17 protein-coding genes are annotated in these 18,731 nt (G+C 25.6%); 3 read left to right on the forward strand and 14 right to left on the reverse strand.

Annotation, left to right across the window (positions count from 1 at the left end; all coding sequences use genetic code 11):
• Positions 1 to 93 precede the first annotated feature (93 nt).
• Positions 94 to 1,044: an L-lactate dehydrogenase gene (locus tag BLA33_RS03850; RefSeq protein WP_014653342.1), complete on the forward strand. Its 951-nt coding sequence runs from the start codon at positions 94 to 96 to the stop codon at positions 1,042 to 1,044.
• A 29-nt stretch (positions 1,045 to 1,073) separates the two neighbouring features.
• Here the strand turns inward: BLA33_RS03850 and BLA33_RS03855 are convergent, their stop codons facing one another.
• From BLA33_RS03855 to BLA33_RS03865, 3 genes are all read right to left on the reverse strand, one after another.
• Positions 1,074 to 2,609 carry a YifB family Mg chelatase-like AAA ATPase gene (locus tag BLA33_RS03855; protein WP_075226524.1) on the reverse strand — a complete coding sequence of 512 codons (1,536 nt, stop codon included), beginning with the start codon at positions 2,607 to 2,609 and terminating at the stop codon, positions 1,074 to 1,076.
• The gene (locus BLA33_RS03860) at positions 2,606 to 3,034 is read right to left on the reverse strand and encodes an iron-sulfur cluster assembly scaffold protein (RefSeq protein ID WP_029346717.1); all 429 of its coding nucleotides are present in this window, start codon (positions 3,032 to 3,034) and stop codon (positions 2,606 to 2,608) included. Before BLA33_RS03860 ends, BLA33_RS03855 begins: the two co-directional genes overlap by 4 nt.
• A 202-nt stretch (positions 3,035 to 3,236) precedes the next feature.
• Complete coding sequence (locus BLA33_RS03865; protein ID WP_029346718.1) at positions 3,237 to 4,505, reverse strand: cysteine desulfurase; 1,269 nt, start codon at positions 4,503 to 4,505, stop codon at positions 3,237 to 3,239.
• Positions 4,506 to 4,688: 183 nt separating this feature from the next.
• Between BLA33_RS03865 and BLA33_RS03870 the strand changes: the two genes are divergently transcribed.
• Both BLA33_RS03870 and BLA33_RS03875 read left to right on the forward strand, forming a co-directional pair.
• Positions 4,689 to 5,009 carry a hypothetical protein gene (locus BLA33_RS03870; protein WP_029346719.1) on the forward strand — a complete coding sequence of 107 codons (321 nt, stop codon included), beginning with the start codon at positions 4,689 to 4,691 and terminating at the stop codon, positions 5,007 to 5,009.
• Positions 5,002 to 6,300 (forward strand): hypothetical protein, encoded by a 1,299-nt coding sequence (locus BLA33_RS03875; protein ID WP_029346720.1) that lies wholly within the window; start codon positions 5,002 to 5,004, stop codon positions 6,298 to 6,300. Before BLA33_RS03870 ends, BLA33_RS03875 begins: the two co-directional genes overlap by 8 nt.
• Positions 6,301 to 6,309: 9 nt before the next feature.
• Here the strand turns inward: BLA33_RS03875 and BLA33_RS03880 are convergent, their stop codons facing one another.
• The 11 genes from BLA33_RS03880 to BLA33_RS03930 all read right to left on the reverse strand — a co-directional run bounded on the left by BLA33_RS03880 (position 6,310) and on the right by BLA33_RS03930 (position 18,720).
• Entirely contained in the window at positions 6,310 to 7,563 is a 1,254-nt protein-coding gene (locus tag BLA33_RS03880; RefSeq protein ID WP_029346721.1) for an ABC transporter permease, read from the reverse strand.
• Positions 7,560 to 8,240 (reverse strand): ABC transporter ATP-binding protein, encoded by a 681-nt coding sequence (locus tag BLA33_RS03885; protein ID WP_029346722.1) that lies wholly within the window; start codon positions 8,238 to 8,240, stop codon positions 7,560 to 7,562. Before BLA33_RS03885 ends, BLA33_RS03880 begins: the two co-directional genes overlap by 4 nt.
• 1 nt (position 8,241) lies before the next feature.
• Entirely contained in the window at positions 8,242 to 9,495 is a 1,254-nt protein-coding gene (locus BLA33_RS03890; RefSeq protein WP_075226526.1) for an ABC transporter permease, read from the reverse strand.
• The gene (locus BLA33_RS03895; RefSeq protein ID WP_029346723.1) at positions 9,496 to 10,524 is read right to left on the reverse strand and encodes a hypothetical protein; all 1,029 of its coding nucleotides are present in this window, start codon (positions 10,522 to 10,524) and stop codon (positions 9,496 to 9,498) included.
• Entirely contained in the window at positions 10,521 to 11,366 is an 846-nt protein-coding gene (ftsY, locus tag BLA33_RS03900) for a signal recognition particle-docking protein FtsY (protein WP_029346724.1), read from the reverse strand. Before ftsY ends, BLA33_RS03895 begins: the two co-directional genes overlap by 4 nt.
• Positions 11,367 to 11,402: 36 nt before the next feature.
• Entirely contained in the window at positions 11,403 to 12,812 is a 1,410-nt protein-coding gene (locus BLA33_RS03905; protein ID WP_075226528.1) for a hypothetical protein, read from the reverse strand.
• A protein-coding gene (gene prfB, locus BLA33_RS03910; RefSeq protein WP_123771671.1) for a peptide chain release factor 2 occupies positions 12,794 to 13,871 on the reverse strand; the annotation gives its coding sequence in 2 pieces (ribosomal slippage) (positions 12,794 to 13,813 and positions 13,815 to 13,871; 1,077 coding nt in all). The genes BLA33_RS03905 and prfB overlap by 19 nt, the downstream gene beginning before the upstream one ends.
• Positions 13,872 to 13,886: 15 nt before the next feature.
• Complete coding sequence (locus BLA33_RS03915) at positions 13,887 to 14,447, reverse strand: hypothetical protein (protein WP_075226532.1); 561 nt, start codon at positions 14,445 to 14,447, stop codon at positions 13,887 to 13,889.
• The gene (locus BLA33_RS03920) at positions 14,444 to 16,762 is read right to left on the reverse strand and encodes an RnfABCDGE type electron transport complex subunit D (RefSeq protein ID WP_075226534.1); all 2,319 of its coding nucleotides are present in this window, start codon (positions 16,760 to 16,762) and stop codon (positions 14,444 to 14,446) included. Before BLA33_RS03920 ends, BLA33_RS03915 begins: the two co-directional genes overlap by 4 nt.
• 7 nt (positions 16,763 to 16,769) lie before the next feature.
• Entirely contained in the window at positions 16,770 to 18,242 is a 1,473-nt protein-coding gene (locus BLA33_RS03925; RefSeq protein WP_075226536.1) for a hypothetical protein, read from the reverse strand.
• 16 nt (positions 18,243 to 18,258) lie between these two features.
• Positions 18,259 to 18,720 carry a divergent PAP2 family protein gene (locus BLA33_RS03930; RefSeq protein ID WP_004792100.1) on the reverse strand — a complete coding sequence of 154 codons (462 nt, stop codon included), beginning with the start codon at positions 18,718 to 18,720 and terminating at the stop codon, positions 18,259 to 18,261.
• Positions 18,721 to 18,731 lie beyond the last annotated feature (11 nt).

The following is an 18,731-nucleotide window of genomic DNA, read 5'->3' on the forward strand; positions in this document are numbered from 1 at the left end:
GGCAAAGCCCTTAGAAATGCGATAAAATATTTTTATATCATTGCTTATTTAAAATTAAGTGCATTGTAGTTTAAATTTATATGGGAGTAATTTATGCTTAAGTCTAATAAAGTTGTTCTTATTGGAGCTGGTGGGGTGGGTTCAAGCTTTGCTTATGCTTTGACAATAGACAATTCGCTTGTACATGAACTAGTAATTATTGATGTTAATGAAAATAAAGCAAAAGGTGAGGTCATGGACCTTAATCATGGCCAAATGTTTTTAAAAAAGAATATTAATGTATTGTTTGGGACTTACAAAGATTGTGTTAACGCAGATATTGTTGTAATTACAGCAGGACTTAATCAAAAGCCTGGTGAAACAAGACTTGATTTGGTTGATAAAAATTCTAAAATTTTTAAGGATATTATAACTAATGTTGTATCTAGTGGTTTTGATGGTATTTTTGTCATTGCAAGTAATCCTGTAGATATTATGACTTATGTTACAATGAAATATTCTAAATTCCCTATTCACAAGGTTATTGGCACCGGTACTATTCTTGATACTTCAAGGCTTAGATATTTTTTAAGTGATCGTTTGAATGTGAACACTCAAAATATACATTCATATATTATGGGTGAACATGGTGATAGTTCTTTTGCTACTTGGGATGAAACAAAAATAGCAATGAAGCCTTTATCAGAATACCTTGCTGAAGGCAAAATAACTGAGATAGAGCTCGATGAAATTCATAAAAAGGTTGTGAATGCTGCTTATGAGGTTATTAAGCTCAAGGGAGCAACCTATTATGCTATTGGACTTGGTATTAAGAATATTGTAAATGCAATAATTGGAGATCAGAATATTATTCTTCCAATATCTTCTTATATTAATGGTCAGTATGGGGGATTAGTTAAAGACATTTACATCGGAGCGCCTGCCATAGTTTGTAAAGAAGGAGTCAAAGAAGTTTTAAACTTCAAGATAAGCCCTAAAGAGCTTGAGAAGTTTAACAGTTCTGCTAATCAGCTTAAAAGCTATATTGATAAAATAGAATTTTAGTTTAAAGACCCCAAATATTTTAGGGGTCTTTATTTTTCAAGCATATTTTCTCCGTTTTTTCTATGTTCAATTGCCTCGAGTAAAGCTTCTCTTGAAATATTTTTTTCTTCCTTTAAATCGGAGATTGTTCTTGCAATTTTTAGTATTGAATGCGTTGCTCTTGAAGATATGTTTAGTTTGTTTAGGATGTAAATCAAATCATTTTTTAAGATTGCACTCAATTCGCAAAATTTTTCAATGTGATCGGAATTAAGATCAGAATTTTTATTTATATTTGCAAAATTTTCGTATCTTATATTTTGAATGTTTCTTGCTTTTATTATTCTTTGTTTTATTTCGCTTGAACTTTCGCTTGTTTCTCCGAGTAATTTTTCATTATTAATTGCCCTTGTTGGGACCCTAATATCAATTCTATCAAGCATTGCAGCTCCAAGTTTTTTCCAATAATTTGAAATTTCTTGTTGTGAGCAAAAACAATCTATATTTTTTTTGCCAAGATTCCCGCAAGGGCAAAGATTCATTGCAAGCATTAGTTGGAAATTGGCCGGGTATTTGAATAATTTAGAACTTGCTCTTGAGATTGAAATTGATTTATCTTCAATAGGTTCACGTAAAGATTGTAAGATAGATTTTTTAAATTCTAAAGCCTCATCAAGAAATAATATTCCGTTGTGGGCAAGAGATACTTCCCCAGGTAAAGGATTGGGCCCCCCCCCAATTATTCCTTCTTTACTAGCAGTATGGTGAGGATTTCTAAAAGGTCTTTGTTTTATTATCTTTCTGTCTATTAATTTTCCCGATATTGACCATATTCTATTTGTTTCTATAAGTTCTTTGTTTGTAAGTGGAGGAAGAATAGATTGAGCGCACTTAATACTAAGTGTTTTTCCGCTTCCAGGTGGACCAAATAACATGATGTTATGTCCACCAGCAATTGCTATTTCAATTGCTCTTTTTGCTCTTTGTTGTCCTTTTATATTTTTAAAGTCATAGTCTAAAATACAATCTTGTTTAATTGTTTTTTGTGCTTTAATATTTGTTCTTGGGGGAAGAATATTGTCGTTTAATTGTTCTACTATTTTTATAGTTTCTTTTAAATCTTTAACCCCCCAAATATTCAAGCCATCTATTAGACAAGCTTCTTCTAAATTTTCAAAGGGAACTATTGCAAATTTTATTTCCTTCTCTTTGGCAAGAGCAATGGCTGGTAAAACCGCTTTTATTGATCTTATTTTGCCATCTAATTGCAATTCTCCCAATATTAAGACTTCTAAATTTTTATTGTTTGTGTTTTCCTGGATTTTAATGATGCTAATAGCAATCGAAAGATCAAAAGCTGTTCCAAGTTTTTTAATTCCAGCTGGTGCAAGATTTATTAATATTCTATCTTTAGGAAAATGAAAATTTGAATTCTTAATAGCCGACTTTACCCTTTCTCTTGATTCTTTAATTTCGTTTCCAGCAAGCCCCACAATATCGATTCCGGAAGTTCCTTTTTTAAGGTCTATTTCAATTTCAATTAGTTCTCCTTCATATCCAATTGATGAGTGTGAATAGATTTTCATCTAATAACTCTCCTTAAAGGCTTGTAGTTTGCCAAACTATCTTTTAATGATTTGTATGGCAGTAAGAAACAGTCTTTTCTATTTGTATTTGTAAATATGTTAAAAATTTTTAAACTTGTGTCAATTTCTTCTAGATTTTCAAAATCACCGTTTATCACTTTTTGTACTAAGCTTATTATTTCGGATTTTGGTTTATTATTGCACAACTTGTTTAAAGCGTTGGCGCTTGCAAGTAAGATCATGCATCCAGATGCATGATGTTTTAAATTAAATTTTCCGCTATTTGCTTCTATGATTTGGAACAAAATTTGATCTCCACATTTAGATTGATGTTTAAAATTTTGGTTTGTTTCTACTTTATGTATTATGTAATTATTTATTTTGCTAAGCTTTATTAATTTTTTTTTAATTTCTTCAGTGAGCATAATTTTATTTTATTTTCTTTAATTTATTAAATCAATAATAAAAAATAATATGAAGATTTTTAAATAAAAATTTTTTAAAACATAGCTTAAATTGTTTTTAGATTTTTAAAGATTGAAATAATGATTATTAATCCTAAAATTAAAGTTAATCAAAAAGAAAGATTTTTGATCAACTTTGTTATGATTTTTATTTTTCATATTTTTATGAAAGCTCTTTTATTACTTTTTTTAATCCCAATATAAAAGTATCAATTTCTTCTTGTGTATTATAAAAATAAAAGCTAATTCTTAAAAGATGGTCTTTATTTAAATTTTCTGGGAAAAATGCTACATAAGAACAAGTTTTTCCGGCTCTAGTTGCTATTCCAATTGTATCTAAATATGTTTCAATATCATGTGAGTGAATATTTTTTACTGTAAATGATATTATTGAATTTCTTTTAAGATTTGTATTTAGTAAAAATTCGACCTCATCAAGTTCTTGTAATTTTTTTACTCCATATTCTATTAATTGCTGATCATGTTCTAAAATGAAATCCATAGAAATATTATTAATATATTTTATTGCCTCTTTAAGCCCAATAATTCCTGCAATATTTGGAGTTCCTGATTCGAATTTATTGGGAGTATTAAGTGATTTAAATTTAATTTTTTCATTTTCTATGAATATTTCTTCTACAGTATTTCCTCCTAATTTTGGGCTATCAAGTTTTTCAGCCATATTATTTGAAATGTATAAAATTCCTATTCCTGTTGGAGCAAGCATTTTATGTCCAGAAAATACCAAAAAGTCACAGCCAATTTTTTTAACATCTATTTTTATATGCGGCGCCATTTGTGCAGCATCTACAAAAAGACTTATATTATATTTTTTTGCGATTTTCCCAATAGATTCTAAATCATTCATTGTTCCCAAGGTATTATTTATTCCTGAAATGCTTATAAGCTTTGTTTTTTCTGTAATAAGTTTTTCAATTTCTTCGGGGGTAATAATTCCCATTTCATTGAATTTAGCAAACTTAATTGTTAGATTAGCTAATTTTGCAAGCTTTGCCCATGGCAGCAAATTACTATTATGTTCAAGAGTTGTAAGAATAATTTCATCTTTTTTTTTAAAGTATTTTGAGTAAAAAAATGAGCTTGCGATGGTGTTAATTCCATCCGTAGTTCCAGAGGTAAATATTATATTTTTTGAAGATTCTGCATTAATGAAATTTTTTACAAGTTCTCTTGTTTTTTCAATTTTTATGCTAGATTGAATTGCAAATTTGTGGCCGCTTCTATGTACATTTGCGTTGTAATTTTCATAATATTCAATGCTAGAATAAATTACTTTTTTAGGCTTTTGAGAGGTTGCTGCATTGTCAAAATAAATTATATTCTTATTATCAAACTGTTTGTTTAAAATAGGAAAATCTTTCCTTAAAAACTTGACCTTTTCTGCATTGCTTTTTATTTTTTTGAAATCCATAATCCTTAAAAGTTCCTTTGTTCTAATTTTTAGCTTTTAATCATTATAGCATTATTTTTTATTGCATAAACAAAGTTTAAAATGATTATTAATTAATAATCATTTTTTTAAAAATTGAAGTTTATTTTTTTGTATAAATTTTGTTTATTGGCTATGCTTTTTGATTATGATATACTCGTTTATATGAAAGAAATAATTTATAGGTTTGAAAAAGCTGAAGATTATAAATTGGTTCCTGTTAATAATATTTATGGGAATGTAACTAATACAGGGGAGATTTTTTGTGATCTTGTTTTCGAGTCTACAGAGATTTCTGAGGAGATTGCTTACACAAAAACCAAAGAGGGTGTTTTAGAAGAGGCCTCAAAAGAATTGAAGCGCGGAGAAGAGGAAAAAATAGTATTAATCAACTCTTTTATAGGAATTTCTATTACAAAAACTACTGCCAGAAATATTGCTTATTGGCTTTTAAAAAAAGTTGATGAATTAGAAGATAATGAATAATAGTAAAACATCTGAAGATAGAATTAAGATTTATTTATCAAAACTTAAAAAGTATAAAAGTAAAATTTTAAGCAAAAAGAGTATTAAAAATATTATTGAAATATCAGATATTTCTGATAATGATATTGAAAATATGGGATTTCATTTTAAAAGGTCTTATGCGAGAGTCAAAAGATTTGTTGATGTGGGAAAGATAGATGTTGCTTTTAGAGAGCTTGAATCTATCTATTTTTATTCTCTTCATGATAAGTCAATGTTTAGTTTATTTTTTTTTCTTTTTAAAGAGATTGCCGATAAGTTAAATACTAAAGAATCTAAAAAAAAAATGATTCATGTAAGTTTACAAGCAAAAGAATTTGGTATAAGAAATGATTTAGATTTAATTGACTATTATGAATCTAAGAAGTCAAAGAGCAGAATGTTAATATTAGCCTTGAGCTCTATTTTAATATTTTTTATTTCTTTGATTACTTACAGATCTTTTCAGAGTTTCATTGGTGTAAATGTAAACGGTAAGGCGTCTTTAAAAGAACAATTTACTTCTCCTTTAATATCGCAAGGTCTTCCCCCTATTACTATGGCTACGGATTTAGTAGTTGAAGCTGCTAATCTTATTTCAGATTCTAAAGACTCATATTACATAGAAATAGAGGATGCTAAAGTTTTAGTTTTTGAAGATGCTCATTTGTATCAGCTTAAAGCAGGGGTTGTCTCAAAAGAGCATCCTGTTAAAAAGATTTCCTACAGAGTTACAATTTACGATGATCTTGGCAGATCTGTGTTTAATCAGGTTTTTGACAAAGAAAGTGATTTTTCTCCAAAATGGGGTAAAAATGTTTATATTCCAATTGATGTTATATCAAGTATACCAAGAGCTATTGATGTTAATCCTAAAAAAGTAGTATTAGATATTATTGAAGTTGATTTTTTTAAAAATGTTGATGATAAAATTGGTGTAAATCTTGACTCAGATTCTTTTATATTGAAATTTAAATATATTGGAAATTATTTTAAAAAGTCTTTTGGGATTTGCAAGGCAAATACTGTTATAGAAGTTTTCAATTCCTCAAAAGATGTTATTAAAAATTTGGAGATTGAAATTGGTTATATTGATAAGGAAGGTAGAATTATTAGGTCTTTGAAACGTAAATTAATCTCTTATGCCAATTCTTTTTTAAAATCTAAATCTAAACAGAGTTTCACAATTAGTACAATTTTCCCAAATGAGATTTATCCTACAATTGAAAAGGATTTTTCATCTATTAAAATTTATAATGTAATGATTAAATAGAGCTTTAAGCTATCTTAAGATTTCTTTTTCTTTTAGATTTGAAACAATGTTGAGCGGAATCAGTGTAGTTAAAATGTTTATTAACATATATAAGCCAAGAAGTGTTAAGCTAAAGCCCAGGCTTAAGTTTATTTGAAATTCAGATACGTAATATTCTGAGTTTAATATTTCAGAATTTTCTTCTCCAAATGTTTTTAAAAAAAAGTTTAAAACATTATCAACAAAGTTTATTAAATAAGACATTTTAAGTGTTAAATAGTTCCCAATTATTATTCCAATCCCACAAAAGGTTGTGCTTAATGTGAGTGATATCAAAAGAAATATTATTTTTATGTTGAAATTATTCATTCCAATTGATTTTAGTATTGCAATTTTCTTTTTATTTTCAAAAATAAGCATTGAAAGAGACGAAGATATATTAATGCTTGCAAATATTATAATCAAAGCCATAATGAATATTAAAAGTTTTTTACTTATGTCAAGATTATTGTATTTATTTAAGTAAAGTTCATAAAATGTTTTTATTTGGAATTCTTGAAATTCAGTTTCTAAATTCTGTTTCAAGATTTCATTGTTTTTTATTGAATTGAAATTTGTTTTAATTCCAATTATGCTTTTTGAAAACTTTTTTGACATTAAATTTTCGTTTTCAAAAGAAATTAAAACTAAGTTATTGTCAATATCTTTTAGTCCGGTTTCAATTATTCCTGAGATATTAAACTTTTTTATTCTGGGTATTATTTTATTGTTTTTTGTATTTGGAATCAAAATATCAATTTTTTCATTGAGATTTAAATTAAGTTTATTTTTTATTTGATTTGAAATGAGTATAGAATCCTTTTTTAAATTTTTAGTACCTTGTATTAATTTTATTGATTTGTTTTTCAATATGAATTCATTTTCTATTGCTCTTATTAATACGCCTTGTTTTTTATTATTTCCAATAATTCCGTAAGTTCTTTTCTCAAAAAAGTAATTTAAATCTTTATAATTATATTTTTTTTTAAATGAGCTTAATCTGTCTTTTAAGTAATTGTTTTTATTTGTGTTGTTGTATTCTATTTGGATAGAAAAACCTTCACTTTCAATATATTTATTAATAGTAGAAGTCATAATATTGCTAGACATATAGTAGACAATAATTAGTGGGATCATTACTAAACTTAATGATATTCCAGAACCTATTAAAGCTATTTTATTTGTTGAATTTTTAAAAATTATATACGCAATTTTTGTAATTTCTATTAGCTTTAGAAGCATCATAGTTTTTTTAATGTCCTATCTTTGAATTCATATTTTGAATCTGCTTTGTTAGCAAATTGAGGGTTATGACTAACTAGTATTAAGGTTTTTTTAAAATTTTTTGCTGTATTGATAAGTAGATTTTCTACAGTTTTAGCTGTACTTAAGTCTAAATTTCCCGTAGGTTCATCACATAAGATTATATCAGGTTCATTGATTAACGCTCTAGCAATAGCAACTCTTTGTGATTCGCCTCCGGAGAGCTCTGAAGGGTAATGTTTTGCTCTGTTTTCTATTTTTAGTATTTTCATTAGATCTAGAGCTTTTTTATTTATTTTTTCCTTTGTTTCCTGGCCTAAGATGATTTTGGGTAAAATTATATTTTCAATTACATTGAACTCATTTATTAAATTATAATTTTGGAATACTAAACCTATTTGTCTGTTTTTATACAAGCTTAATGTTTTTTCATTTGCATTTTTCAAAACTATTCCACAAGATATTATTTCCCCAGAATCTATTTTATCAATTCCTGAAATCATATTAAAAAGAGTTGATTTCCCGCATCCACTTTTTCCTTGAATTGAAATAAATTCGCCTTTTGTTACAGTTAGGTTTAGATTTTCTATTACTTGAATTTTTGTTTTATTTTTTTTATATGCTTTGCAAAGATTTTTTATAATCAATATATTTTCCATATTACGACCCATTTATAGTTTCAATATTTTTCTGACTTCCAATTTTTTTTGTTGCTTTAATGCTTGAATATATTGTAGAAAAGCATGCAAAGCAGAAAGTAAACACTAAATCGCTTAAAAATAATTTAGGAGTAATTGTATCTTTTACTATTTGTATTTTAATTCCATCTATTTCTAAAGCCAATATTTGATTTAAAAAATTTATTGAACTGTTTATTAGATTATCAATTATTTTTAAAATTTCATTTATATTTAAGGAAATTGAAATTCCCAGTATCAACCCAAGAAGCCCCCCTATAGTGCAGATTATTATTGAGTGAATAAAAAAAATTTGTTTTATTTTTTTTATTCTAAGCCCCATGGATAATAGTATTAAAATAGCTTTATTTTTGTTTATTATTATTCTTTTTTGTAGATAATATGCATTAACAGCAATAACAATGAAAATGCTTGTCAAAATAATTAACATTGTATTTCGTTCTATTTTCAATGCTTTATAGAATTCTTTATTGTATTCATTCCAAGTTTTTACTTTAATTTTTGGATTAATAGCTTTGATCTTTTCAATTAATTTATTACTTGGATTTAAATTTTTTGTTTTTACTTGGTAATTAATGCTAGAATTATGTAAAAGATTATTTTTAATAAAATAGTCTATATTCATAAAAATTAAAGTTTCATTTATTTTTGCATAGTTACTTTTGAAAATTGATTTTATTTTAAAATTTTTTATATCATTTTCTAATGATATAAAGTTTTTTATTTCATCGGTGATTATTAATCTTAAAGTGTCATTTTTAAATAAGTTGAAATTGTAGGAGAGTACATTCCCAATAATGATCTCATCGTCTTTAAGATCTAGTTCATCTTTTTCAAGTCCTGTAAATGTAATAAAATTTTGGTCTTTTTTGAGATCTTTAATATCAACTGCAATGATATTCAAAATAGTCGGATAATAATAATCTTGAATTCCAATGCCTTGAGTTTCGTATATTTTATTTATATGTTTTATTCCCTCAATCTTTTTAATTTTTTTGATTTCTTCTTGAGTAAGTTCATTTTCTATTTTTAAATTTCCACTTTCTACATTTGTAGTGCTAAGGAAAAAATCGTTTTGAAAACCATTCATAATTGATATTGTTAGGATAATTATTATTTCACCTAAGGCAATGCTTAATATTATTACAATTGTGAGGGCTAAGCTATTTTTTTCTTCTAGTATTAATCTTTTAAGCAAAAAATTTCTTATACCCATTTAATTTGTTCCTATTGGTTTTTCTTCGATGATTTTTCCATTCTTGTGCTTTACTCTAAGAGCGGGTTTTTTATTGTAGTATATTTCTTCTTCATATTCATTATCATTGTGGTATTCGGTTTTTAGATAAATTATATCGTTTTCATAAATTTTTTTGCTTTTTAATTGGTTGTCTTTGTTATATTCGTATTCAATTTTAGTATTGGTGTATTGGTCTTTATCCTTTTCTTTAGTGTTTTGAACAATTATCATATCAGATGAGTTGTATTGAAAATCATTTATTTTTATAAGTTCATTATTTTTATATGTTTCTTCTTTAATTAGATTGTTTCTTTGATAAGTAGATATGATTTTTGTGTTTCCTTCTTCAAAGGTATTTACTATTTTTTGTTCATCTAGATATTGGTTTTTTTCTTTGGATTTTATTTTATTATTAACAATTATTGTACTGTTTAAATTTCTTTTTTTGTCATCATATTTTATAGCCTTTGTTGTTGATTTTTTGATGTCAAAATATGTAGATTTTATATTGCCATTAATTCCATAGTTCCAAATTTGAAAATTTGATCCTGTTATTTTTAGTAATTTACCATTTTCGTCTTTAGAGTAAAATATTAATTTTGGTTTTTGGTTTATTGTTTCTAAATTCTTGGATATTAAGTTGCCGTTTTCATAAAAGTAATTTGCTGTTTCAAGAATTTTTCCTTTGCTGCCATATTCAATTTCTTGTATTTTGTTATTTAAATTATCGTAAACTTCTTCTTTTCTTTTTATATCTTTTGTATCATAATATGTGATTTTTCTTGTGTTTTCTATTATTTGAATTGTCTTGTATTTTATTAAATTTGTTTCTTTATATAAGTAGAGTTTTTCGGTATCATCAATCAAATGATACTCAATGTAAAACCCTTTTTTTGGTTTTTCGCTTAATTTTTGGTATTTATTGAAAAATGCGTCAGATGCAAAATAGCTTTTTGCATAAATAATTTGTGTTATAAATAGAAGAAGTATTAATTGTTTTTTTTTCATAGCAATTTATTAAGATATTCATTGATATCAAATTCTTTAATGTCTTCTAGTTTTTCTCCAAATGTAGTAAAGTATATGGGCTTTTCAAGAATTTTTGAAATATTTATTATTGCACCTGCTCTTGAGGATGAATCAAGTTTCGTGATTATTATTCCGTCTATTCCTATTGCTTTATTAAAAATTTCTGCTTGGCTATTTGTATTTTTTCCAATAGTAGAATCGATTACAAGTATTTTTTGATAATTGATATTAGTGTTTTTTATTTGCTTTAATATTACATTGTTTATTTTTTGCAGCTCTTTTATTAAATTTTCTTTATTTTGCAATCTTCCGGCTGTGTCAATAATTAATGCATCATAATTTTTAATCTTAGCGCTTGATATGCTGTCGAATATAACAGCTGATGGATCGCTTCCTTGGTTTTGAGATATTATTCTGATTCCAATTTGTTCACCATAAACTTTCATTTGTTCAATTGCGGCTGCTCTGAATGTATCAGCAGCGGATATTAATATATTTTTGCCTTCATTTTTTAATTTATTTGCAAGTTTTGCTATGCTTGATGTTTTTCCAATTCCATTTATGCCAACTATTAACAAAATGTTTAATTTGTTATTTTCTAGAGTAAATTTTTTTATATTAATATAATTACTTAAAAGTTCTTTTAGTTTTTCAATAATAGTTTTTTCGTTTTTATTTTTTTCTTTTGTTAATTTGTTTATTATATCTATTACAATTTCATTATTAATGTCTGATTCTAATAGAATGTCTTCTAAATTTTCAATAATATTTTCTTGTTGATTGCTTTTAAATAAATTTTTTATTTTTTCTAAAATTCCCAAATGTTTGTTCTCCTATTTTATTGCTAATTGTTAAATCTATTCTCCTAGATTTGCTTCTTTAATATATTCTACTAAATGAGTTATTAATGAAATAAAGCTGCCAATAGTTAAGGTAATACCTGCTCCAAATAGAAATGTTGCAGTCATTTGCTCTGCTTTTGCCATATAAACATCTTCAGCTGTTAACATTTTGTTGATAAAGTGATTGCCAGTTATTTTATAAAGTGCTTCTGCATTGTTAAGTAACGTTCCTGCAAAAATGGTTCCTATTGTGCTTAATGTAAAAACAGCTAGATTAATATAAAATTTATCTCTTTTATTGCTAAGTCTATTTTTGATAGTTTTTATCATTTCTATTTCTACTTGATCTTCTTCTTTATTTATTAACTTGAATTTATCTTTATATCCTTCAGATTTAAGTAAAATGATGTCTTGATTTTCTGGTTTTTCTATTTCAATTGGGGTTTCTCCCATAAATATGCCTTTTTTAAAAACTTTAGATTTCACATTGCTTTTAATTTCTACTTTTTTAGAGATTGTTCTTTTTAAGTCAATATTTAATATTATTGAATCTGCATTTTTTACTTTTCTTTTAATAGAGTAGTTTTCGAAATTTGTGCTTGTGATTTGTATTTCAATTTCTTTGTTTGGGATTTTAGAAATGTCAAAAATATTATTGTAATAGACTCCTTTTGAAACAAATTTTTCATTTATATAGATTTTTGCATCCGAGTTGTTTTTGACATTAATGTTGATTTTTAAAAATTCTCTACCTAATATCTCTTTGAAACTGTGTTTTGTTATTTTATCTGCAATTTCATTAACAGAAGAGGATGTTTTAAATACTGCTTTTTCAGTCTCAATTTTCTCGGGAGTAATGTTGCTAATTTCTAGTAAATAATAATTTTCTATTTTTTTAAGGTCAATATAGCTAATAAAAAATAATTCTTCTCTTATGAAAAATTCTTTATTTAAATTTGAGATGTTTGTTTGTTCTTCGATTTTTTTATATTTTACTTTTAATTTTTTTAAATTGGTAAAATATTCTGCAAATCTTTTTTTTTTGCTTTTAATATTTTGAATATTTTTTTTAAGCTCATCGATTTTAGTTTCGGTGTTATGCTTTTCTTTTGCGTTTATTATGTTTTGCAGTTTTTTTTTATCCATTTCTTTTTTTAATTTGCTAATTTCAAGTTCTGTTTTTATTATATCTTGATTTATATAAATATCTTCAATAATATTCTTGTCATCATTGCTTACAACATGCTCTGTTATTTTATCGTAGATTTTGTTTAATTGTTTTTCAATTCCTTTTTTAAGGTCAATATTTTCTTTTTTTGTATTAATGATATAGGAAAAGTTGTATTCAATATTACTTTGAGAATGTATTTTATATATTGTAAATATTAGCAACGGTATTATTAGGGTTAGTTTAAACTTTTCCATTTTAAATACTCTTCTATGAAATTGTCTATATTGCCGTCCATAACCGAAGTGGTGTTTGAATTTTCAAATTTTGTTCTGTGATCTTTTACTAAATTGTAAGGTTGAAATACGTAAGATCTTATTTGGTTGCCCCAAGAAATTTCTTTTTTTAATTCTTGCTTTGATTTGTTTTTTTCATCTTCTTTATTCTTATAGTATTCGTAAAGTCTTGATTTTAAAACTTTCATTGCCATATCTTTGTTTTTGTGCTGACTTCGGTCGCTTTGAGATTGAGTTACTATTCCTGTTTCAATGTGAGTTATTCTTACAGCAGAGGATGTTTTGTTGACGTGTTGCCCCCCAGCTCCCGATGCTCTGTATGTATCAATTCTTATATCTTCTGGTTTGATTATTATTTCTATTTTCTCATCAATAACAGGGTCAACAAATACTGATGCAAAAGAGGTATGTCTTTTTTTAGCAGCATCAAACGGAGAAATTCTTATAAGGCGATGTATTCCAACTTCACTTTTTAAAAGTCCATAAGCATATTCACCTTTGATTTCTATTGTAACAGATTTAATTCCACCTTCTGCTTCAAGCAAATCAATCAGTTCTGTTTTATATTTTTTTCTCTCAGCATATCTTGAGTACATTCTGTAAAGCATTGCAACCCAGTCACATGCTTCAGTGCCTCCAGCACCAGAATGAATAGTTAAAAAAGCGCTGTTTATGTCAAGCTCTTCTTTAAAGTAAGAAATTGTGAGTAAATCTTTGTACTGTTTTTCAAGTACATTAAATTCGATTTCTAAGCTGTTAATATCTTTTTCATTTTCAACAATTTCACAAAGATCGCTTAAATCTTTGATTTTGTTTATTAGATCTTCCCACGGATCAATTTTATTTTTTAAGATACTTTGAGCTTTTATAACTTCTTGGGCTCTTTTAGGATCATTCCAAAAATTTTTCTGGTTTATTTCTTTTTCGTATTTTTCGATTTTAGCTTGAATTTCTTTTTTGTCAAAGCTTCCTCCAAATGCCTTCGGCTTGTTCAAACAATATATTTATTTTTTCTTTCATTTTTATTTCTCGCTATTATTTATTGTATATTAAGATAATTATATTTGGAATTAAAGATAAAATAAACATTATAAAAAAATATATTGGCTCGTTTTCCAAGATATTGATTTTAGGCTTTTTATCAAAGTTTTTTTTAATTGATATTATTGATATTAAAGCTATTAGTATGCCAAGTACAGACAGAATAAGTATTTCTAATCCTTCAAGAAATCCGTTGTTCTTATCAAGCGCAAAAAATGTTATTGCAATTAAACTGCTATTTGAAAGCATGAAATCGTTTGAATAATTTGACTTTTTATTGTAAATAATAAACATATCATTTAATACCTTAAATAATAATATCAGCATGTAAATTAAAATTACATAAAAAATTGGCATTAAAAACAATAAATTGTTCTTTTCAAGTAGTTTATAGAGATAGAATGATATTGAATATATTAATAAAGAGGTAATTGTTATTATGATGTATTTCTTTATTAAGATTGCATTATTTTTTATTTTTATGTCCTCAAATCCAACAAAGTGTATTAAAGTTAAGTTGTTAATAATTAACCATGTAATCAAATTGTTAGTCATAATTTTATTATATCCTTTTTATCCTCTTGAAGTGATTTGAGTGCTTTTCCTTTATTTGTTTTCAAAAAATACATTATTTTTTTAATTTTAAAGGTTAAACTATATTTTTTTATTAAGTTTGAGCTTGCTTGTAAGATAAAGATAGATATTATGACCGATAAAGTTTCAAAAGGAATATAGCTTAATATTAAAAAGTATATAAATGCCAATAGTGACCCGTAAAGTATTTGCTCAAATTTGAAGTGAGGTGTTATTTGCACTTCTGTTGCCATTGTAAATATTAAGAGCATTGGTATTGGGGAAATAAGCAATGTTAACATATCTGAGCTGATGTGGCTTAGCATTCCTATATTATGTGTTATGTATGAGATTGTCATTAAACTTATATAAAATAACAATGGTATTAATTTGTTAATTATATATTTGCCAACTATCAACAAGAGTCCAAAATAAAGCAAAATTGGAGATATTTTTTTTTCATTATTAACTCCTAAAAGACTTTCAATATGAAATCTTGTGACAATTATATTAAAAACGGAAAAAATGTTTTTATTTACAAAGTTTTCAATTGCATCGATGTTTTTATTTTCATATCTTGTCAAGGTATTCAAACTTTTAAAATTTTTTATGTTTGGATTTGTGGTAATTATTTCATTCCAGGTTGGAATTATTGATGTTGAGTTTTTAAGCTCTTCTTGATAGGTTTGCTTAAAACTTACTGGAAAATTTAATACAAAAAACATAAAAGAAATTAATATAGGATTTGCTAAAAATGCTGATAGCCTGCAAAAGTAAAAGAATACTAAAAAAGTAAACAATAAGGAGGCTATTTTTAGTGTAATTGCTAAATTTAAAGGCAATATAATGCTTATCATTAAGGCATTATAAACAAAAAAAGACAAACATTTGTAATTAATTTTTAGCATTATTGGTACATAGATTGCTACACTAATAAATATTAGCAGTAAAGTGTCTATCATGAATTTTGTATTATTTAGGAAAGAAAACATTAAGCTAGGCAATAATGATAGTATGATAGCAAAGTATATATCTTTTAAATTGTTTTCAGTGTATATTACCTCATTTATTAGACTTTCATTTAGAATTTTACCTTTAATTTCTTTTTGAACTTTATGTATTTCTTCTTCTACTTCTTTGTCTGTATATTTAAATATTTTTAATTTGCTATTATCATTTATTTTTTCATTCTTTAAGTATGAGAAAATAATATCTTCCATTTGTAATGGTGAAAAGCTAGATATAAACAATGCTCTAATTTTGTCATATATTGACTTTTTCTTTAATATGGTGATGCTATAAATATCCCTTGTTATTGGTATGTTTAATGTTTCAATTTTTATTTTGTTGGCCGGATTGTTTAAAAAAATTTCATATTTTTTTGTATCAATTTTTTCGTTTATTAGTTGGCTGAAAGAAGTTCCAATTTTTACTTTCAGTATTCTACTTTTTATTTTTTTATTTCCATTTATAGCTACAAATTTTTCTTTATAAGGATTGTTATTGTTTATAACAAGATTTGTATTATATAGATCTTCAATATTTACTAATAAAATATTGTTGAGAGGGTTTATGTCATCTTTTGCATTTTTATTATTGTATAAAAAGTGCATTATCATTTCGTGATTTGTACAAGGATATGCATTTTCTAAAGATTTAATTTTTATTTTTCTGTTTTTGAAAATACTTAATTTTTCGAATTCTTTTTTTAGCTTGTCTTTATTTGATATTATTGTGATTTCTTTGAATTTAAATATTTTGTCGATTATTTGGAATCCTGAAAGAATATCTTCTAATTTTTCTGCCATCAGTGCTTCTGAAATATTTGTAAACACATCTTTTCCGTTTGTTAATAAAATCATTTTGTCTATTTTTTTACATTTGTTTATGAACTGAAATAAAGAATTTTCATTAAACCAAGGAATTCCTAGTTGAATTAATTTTGCTAGAGTCTTTTCTCTTGTTATTTCATCCTCAATTGGGGTTTTTTCGGTTTTTATTTTTCCTTGAAATTTGATTAATGCTGATTTTAATTTTTTACCATCTGGAAAGTTTGCTGTGTATATTTTTTCCACTATTCCAGATATTGGAGAGTATGTGTATAATTCTATGTTTGAATTTTTAGATAAAATTTGATTTTCTTCTATTTTTTGTTTTTCAATTATGTATATTATAGATTTTGAATTTTCTGTTTCAAGGGGTATTAGGGCATACTCAGGTATTTGAATCTCGTCAATGTTTATCTCGTATTTATTATATTTTTTAAAAATTGTTTTTACTTTTTCTAAGTCTAGCATTAGCTATCTATCCTTGAATATATTTTTTATAGGTTTTTTCATTTATGTTTAAAAGAATTGTAAATCTTATTGCTTTAAATAGGAATAGTAATACAAAGAAAGGCAAAGAGAATAAGAAGAGCATTTTGTAATTTTTTTTATCTATATTGATATTATTCTTATTTTCTTTATATATTAGGATTGGGTTTTTATTGTTTAAAAACAGACTTGCAAGATCTTTTTTAAGAGCCTCATCAATAAATGATTTGTCTACTTCGTAAACGGTTTTAGGATTAATTTCTATCTTGTCGTTTTTGACTTCAAAGTAATTTTCTTTTATATTTTTAGGAATTTTTCCATATTTAGCAGTAATATTGTATTTTAGTTCGTTTTGATAAAGAATATGGGATAGATACCCTACAATATTGGGCATGTCTTTATTATATCCTAGCATTATATAAATATTGTTAGGATTTAAATAATCGAAATAATTTAATTTTTTACTGTAAAGGTAGTTGATGTTTTTATAAGAATTTAGTATATAACTTGAATAAGCGAATGGCATCAATGAGAGTGTAAATAGCAGCAGATGTATTGCTATTTTAAATTTTAAAGTTTTTTTTTCTTCTTTTCTTCTCTCTTTAATTTCGATTGGAAATAAGAATGTATCTTTAAAATTGCTTTCTGTTTTGATCCAGCTGAAAATTAAAAAAATGCAAAGGGCTGGTATTGCAACAAATGCAATAAAAGTGGGATCAATATTTGTAGTAAAAAAGGCCGTGATTGTAATGAAATATAGAGTTGCGAATGTAAAGAAAAATAGTAAGTGTTTTATTTTTGTTATTAGTGTTAAAAAATTTATTTCTTTTAAATATATTTTATTGTAATTTTTGTTAAAACTATTGATTATTGAAAATAACAAATAAGAGAGAACTGTAAATGGATAAAAATACATTATTTCTTTACTTATTATAAAAGTAAGTGATGAGATTAATAGAAAAATTAAAGTAAATATAGAGTTTGCTGGATCTAAAAAAATTAATAAAATTATTATGATTAAAAATATTATGCTTGAAAAAAAATTAATTTTTGTTTTGTAGTCAGCAGAATGCATGTCGACATTAATATTGAGCTCTTTTTTTAGGTTTTTAAAATTTATAGTTTTAAACCTGTTTTCAACATAAAGAAGTTTTTTATTTTCTATGTTAAAAAGATTGGGAAGTTTTTTTAAAAATATATTTTTTCTCAAGTCAAGATTGTTAAGTTTGTTTGTTTCATTTATTGTGATTTTTTTATTTTCGGGAAAGTCTAAAATGTCAATTTTAGTTGTGTATTCTGAGATTGTTTTGTATCCTAATGAATTTATGTATTCATTAGCAGTTTTTAGGTCTGCTTCATTTGTGAAGTATAGGGGTTTATAATCTCCAAATTGAGCTACATTGCATGAATTGATAAGTGGCATTGTTGCAATTAAACACAAAAGACTTAAAAAGCGCACCATTTATTTTTTCCCTGTGCTATAAATAGCACACAATATATGCAGAGACTATTCCTATTATTATGCCCGTTAGAACCTCTTTCTTTTTGTGTCCCTTGACTACTTTTATTTCTGTTGTGTCAATTTTTATTTCTTTTTTTAATTTTTCTGACAATGCATTCAAATATTCTGCCTGAACCCCAGACATATATCTTACTCCGAAAGAATCTCTTATTGTAATAAGAGCAAAGGCAAGAGCTATTATAAAATTTGTACCTATCCCTTCAGTTATTGCAATTGAGGTTGAAAGGGCAGTGACTGTTGATGAATGACTGCTTGGCATGCCTCCTGTTTCTAGAAAAATTTTTTTTAAAAGATGCACTGGAGTTAGTTTTAACTTTCTTGTTTTTACAGTTTGGATGCCATATTTAATTACTTGAGCAGAAATTCCTGATACAAGACAAGATAAAAAAAGATCATTGGTAAGCAATGCCCTTATCATTATTAAACCCC

Source organism: Borreliella garinii, assembly GCF_001922545.1.
GTDB classification, from domain to species: Bacteria; Spirochaetota; Spirochaetia; order Borreliales; family Borreliaceae; genus Borreliella; species Borreliella garinii.

Coding starts and splice junctions, on each gene's coding strand:
- BLA33_RS03915 (WP_075226532.1), bottom strand. CDS start 14,447: ATGACTAACAATTTGATTACATGGTTAATTATTAACAACTTAACTTTA.
- BLA33_RS03930 (WP_004792100.1), bottom strand. CDS start 18,720: ATGATAAGGGCATTGCTTACCAATGATCTTTTTTTATCTTGTCTTGTA.
- BLA33_RS03895 (WP_029346723.1), bottom strand. CDS start 10,524: ATGAAAAAAAAACAATTAATACTTCTTCTATTTATAACACAAATTATT.
- BLA33_RS03865 (WP_029346718.1), bottom strand. CDS start 4,505: ATGGATTTCAAAAAAATAAAAAGCAATGCAGAAAAGGTCAAGTTTTTA.
- BLA33_RS03890 (WP_075226526.1), bottom strand. CDS start 9,495: ATGGGTATAAGAAATTTTTTGCTTAAAAGATTAATACTAGAAGAAAAA.
- BLA33_RS03875 (WP_029346720.1), top strand. CDS start 5,002: ATGAATAATAGTAAAACATCTGAAGATAGAATTAAGATTTATTTATCA.
- BLA33_RS03870 (WP_029346719.1), top strand. CDS start 4,689: ATGAAAGAAATAATTTATAGGTTTGAAAAAGCTGAAGATTATAAATTG.
- BLA33_RS03885 (WP_029346722.1), bottom strand. CDS start 8,240: ATGGAAAATATATTGATTATAAAAAATCTTTGCAAAGCATATAAAAAA.
- BLA33_RS03925 (WP_075226536.1), bottom strand. CDS start 18,242: ATGGTGCGCTTTTTAAGTCTTTTGTGTTTAATTGCAACAATGCCACTT.
- BLA33_RS03860 (WP_029346717.1), bottom strand. CDS start 3,034: ATGCTCACTGAAGAAATTAAAAAAAAATTAATAAAGCTTAGCAAAATA.
- BLA33_RS03855 (WP_075226524.1), bottom strand. CDS start 2,609: ATGAAAATCTATTCACACTCATCAATTGGATATGAAGGAGAACTAATT.
- BLA33_RS03880 (WP_029346721.1), bottom strand. CDS start 7,563: ATGATGCTTCTAAAGCTAATAGAAATTACAAAAATTGCGTATATAATT.
- BLA33_RS03850 (WP_014653342.1), top strand. CDS start 94: ATGCTTAAGTCTAATAAAGTTGTTCTTATTGGAGCTGGTGGGGTGGGT.
- BLA33_RS03905 (WP_075226528.1), bottom strand. CDS start 12,812: ATGGAAAAGTTTAAACTAACCCTAATAATACCGTTGCTAATATTTACA.
- BLA33_RS03920 (WP_075226534.1), bottom strand. CDS start 16,762: ATGCTAGACTTAGAAAAAGTAAAAACAATTTTTAAAAAATATAATAAA.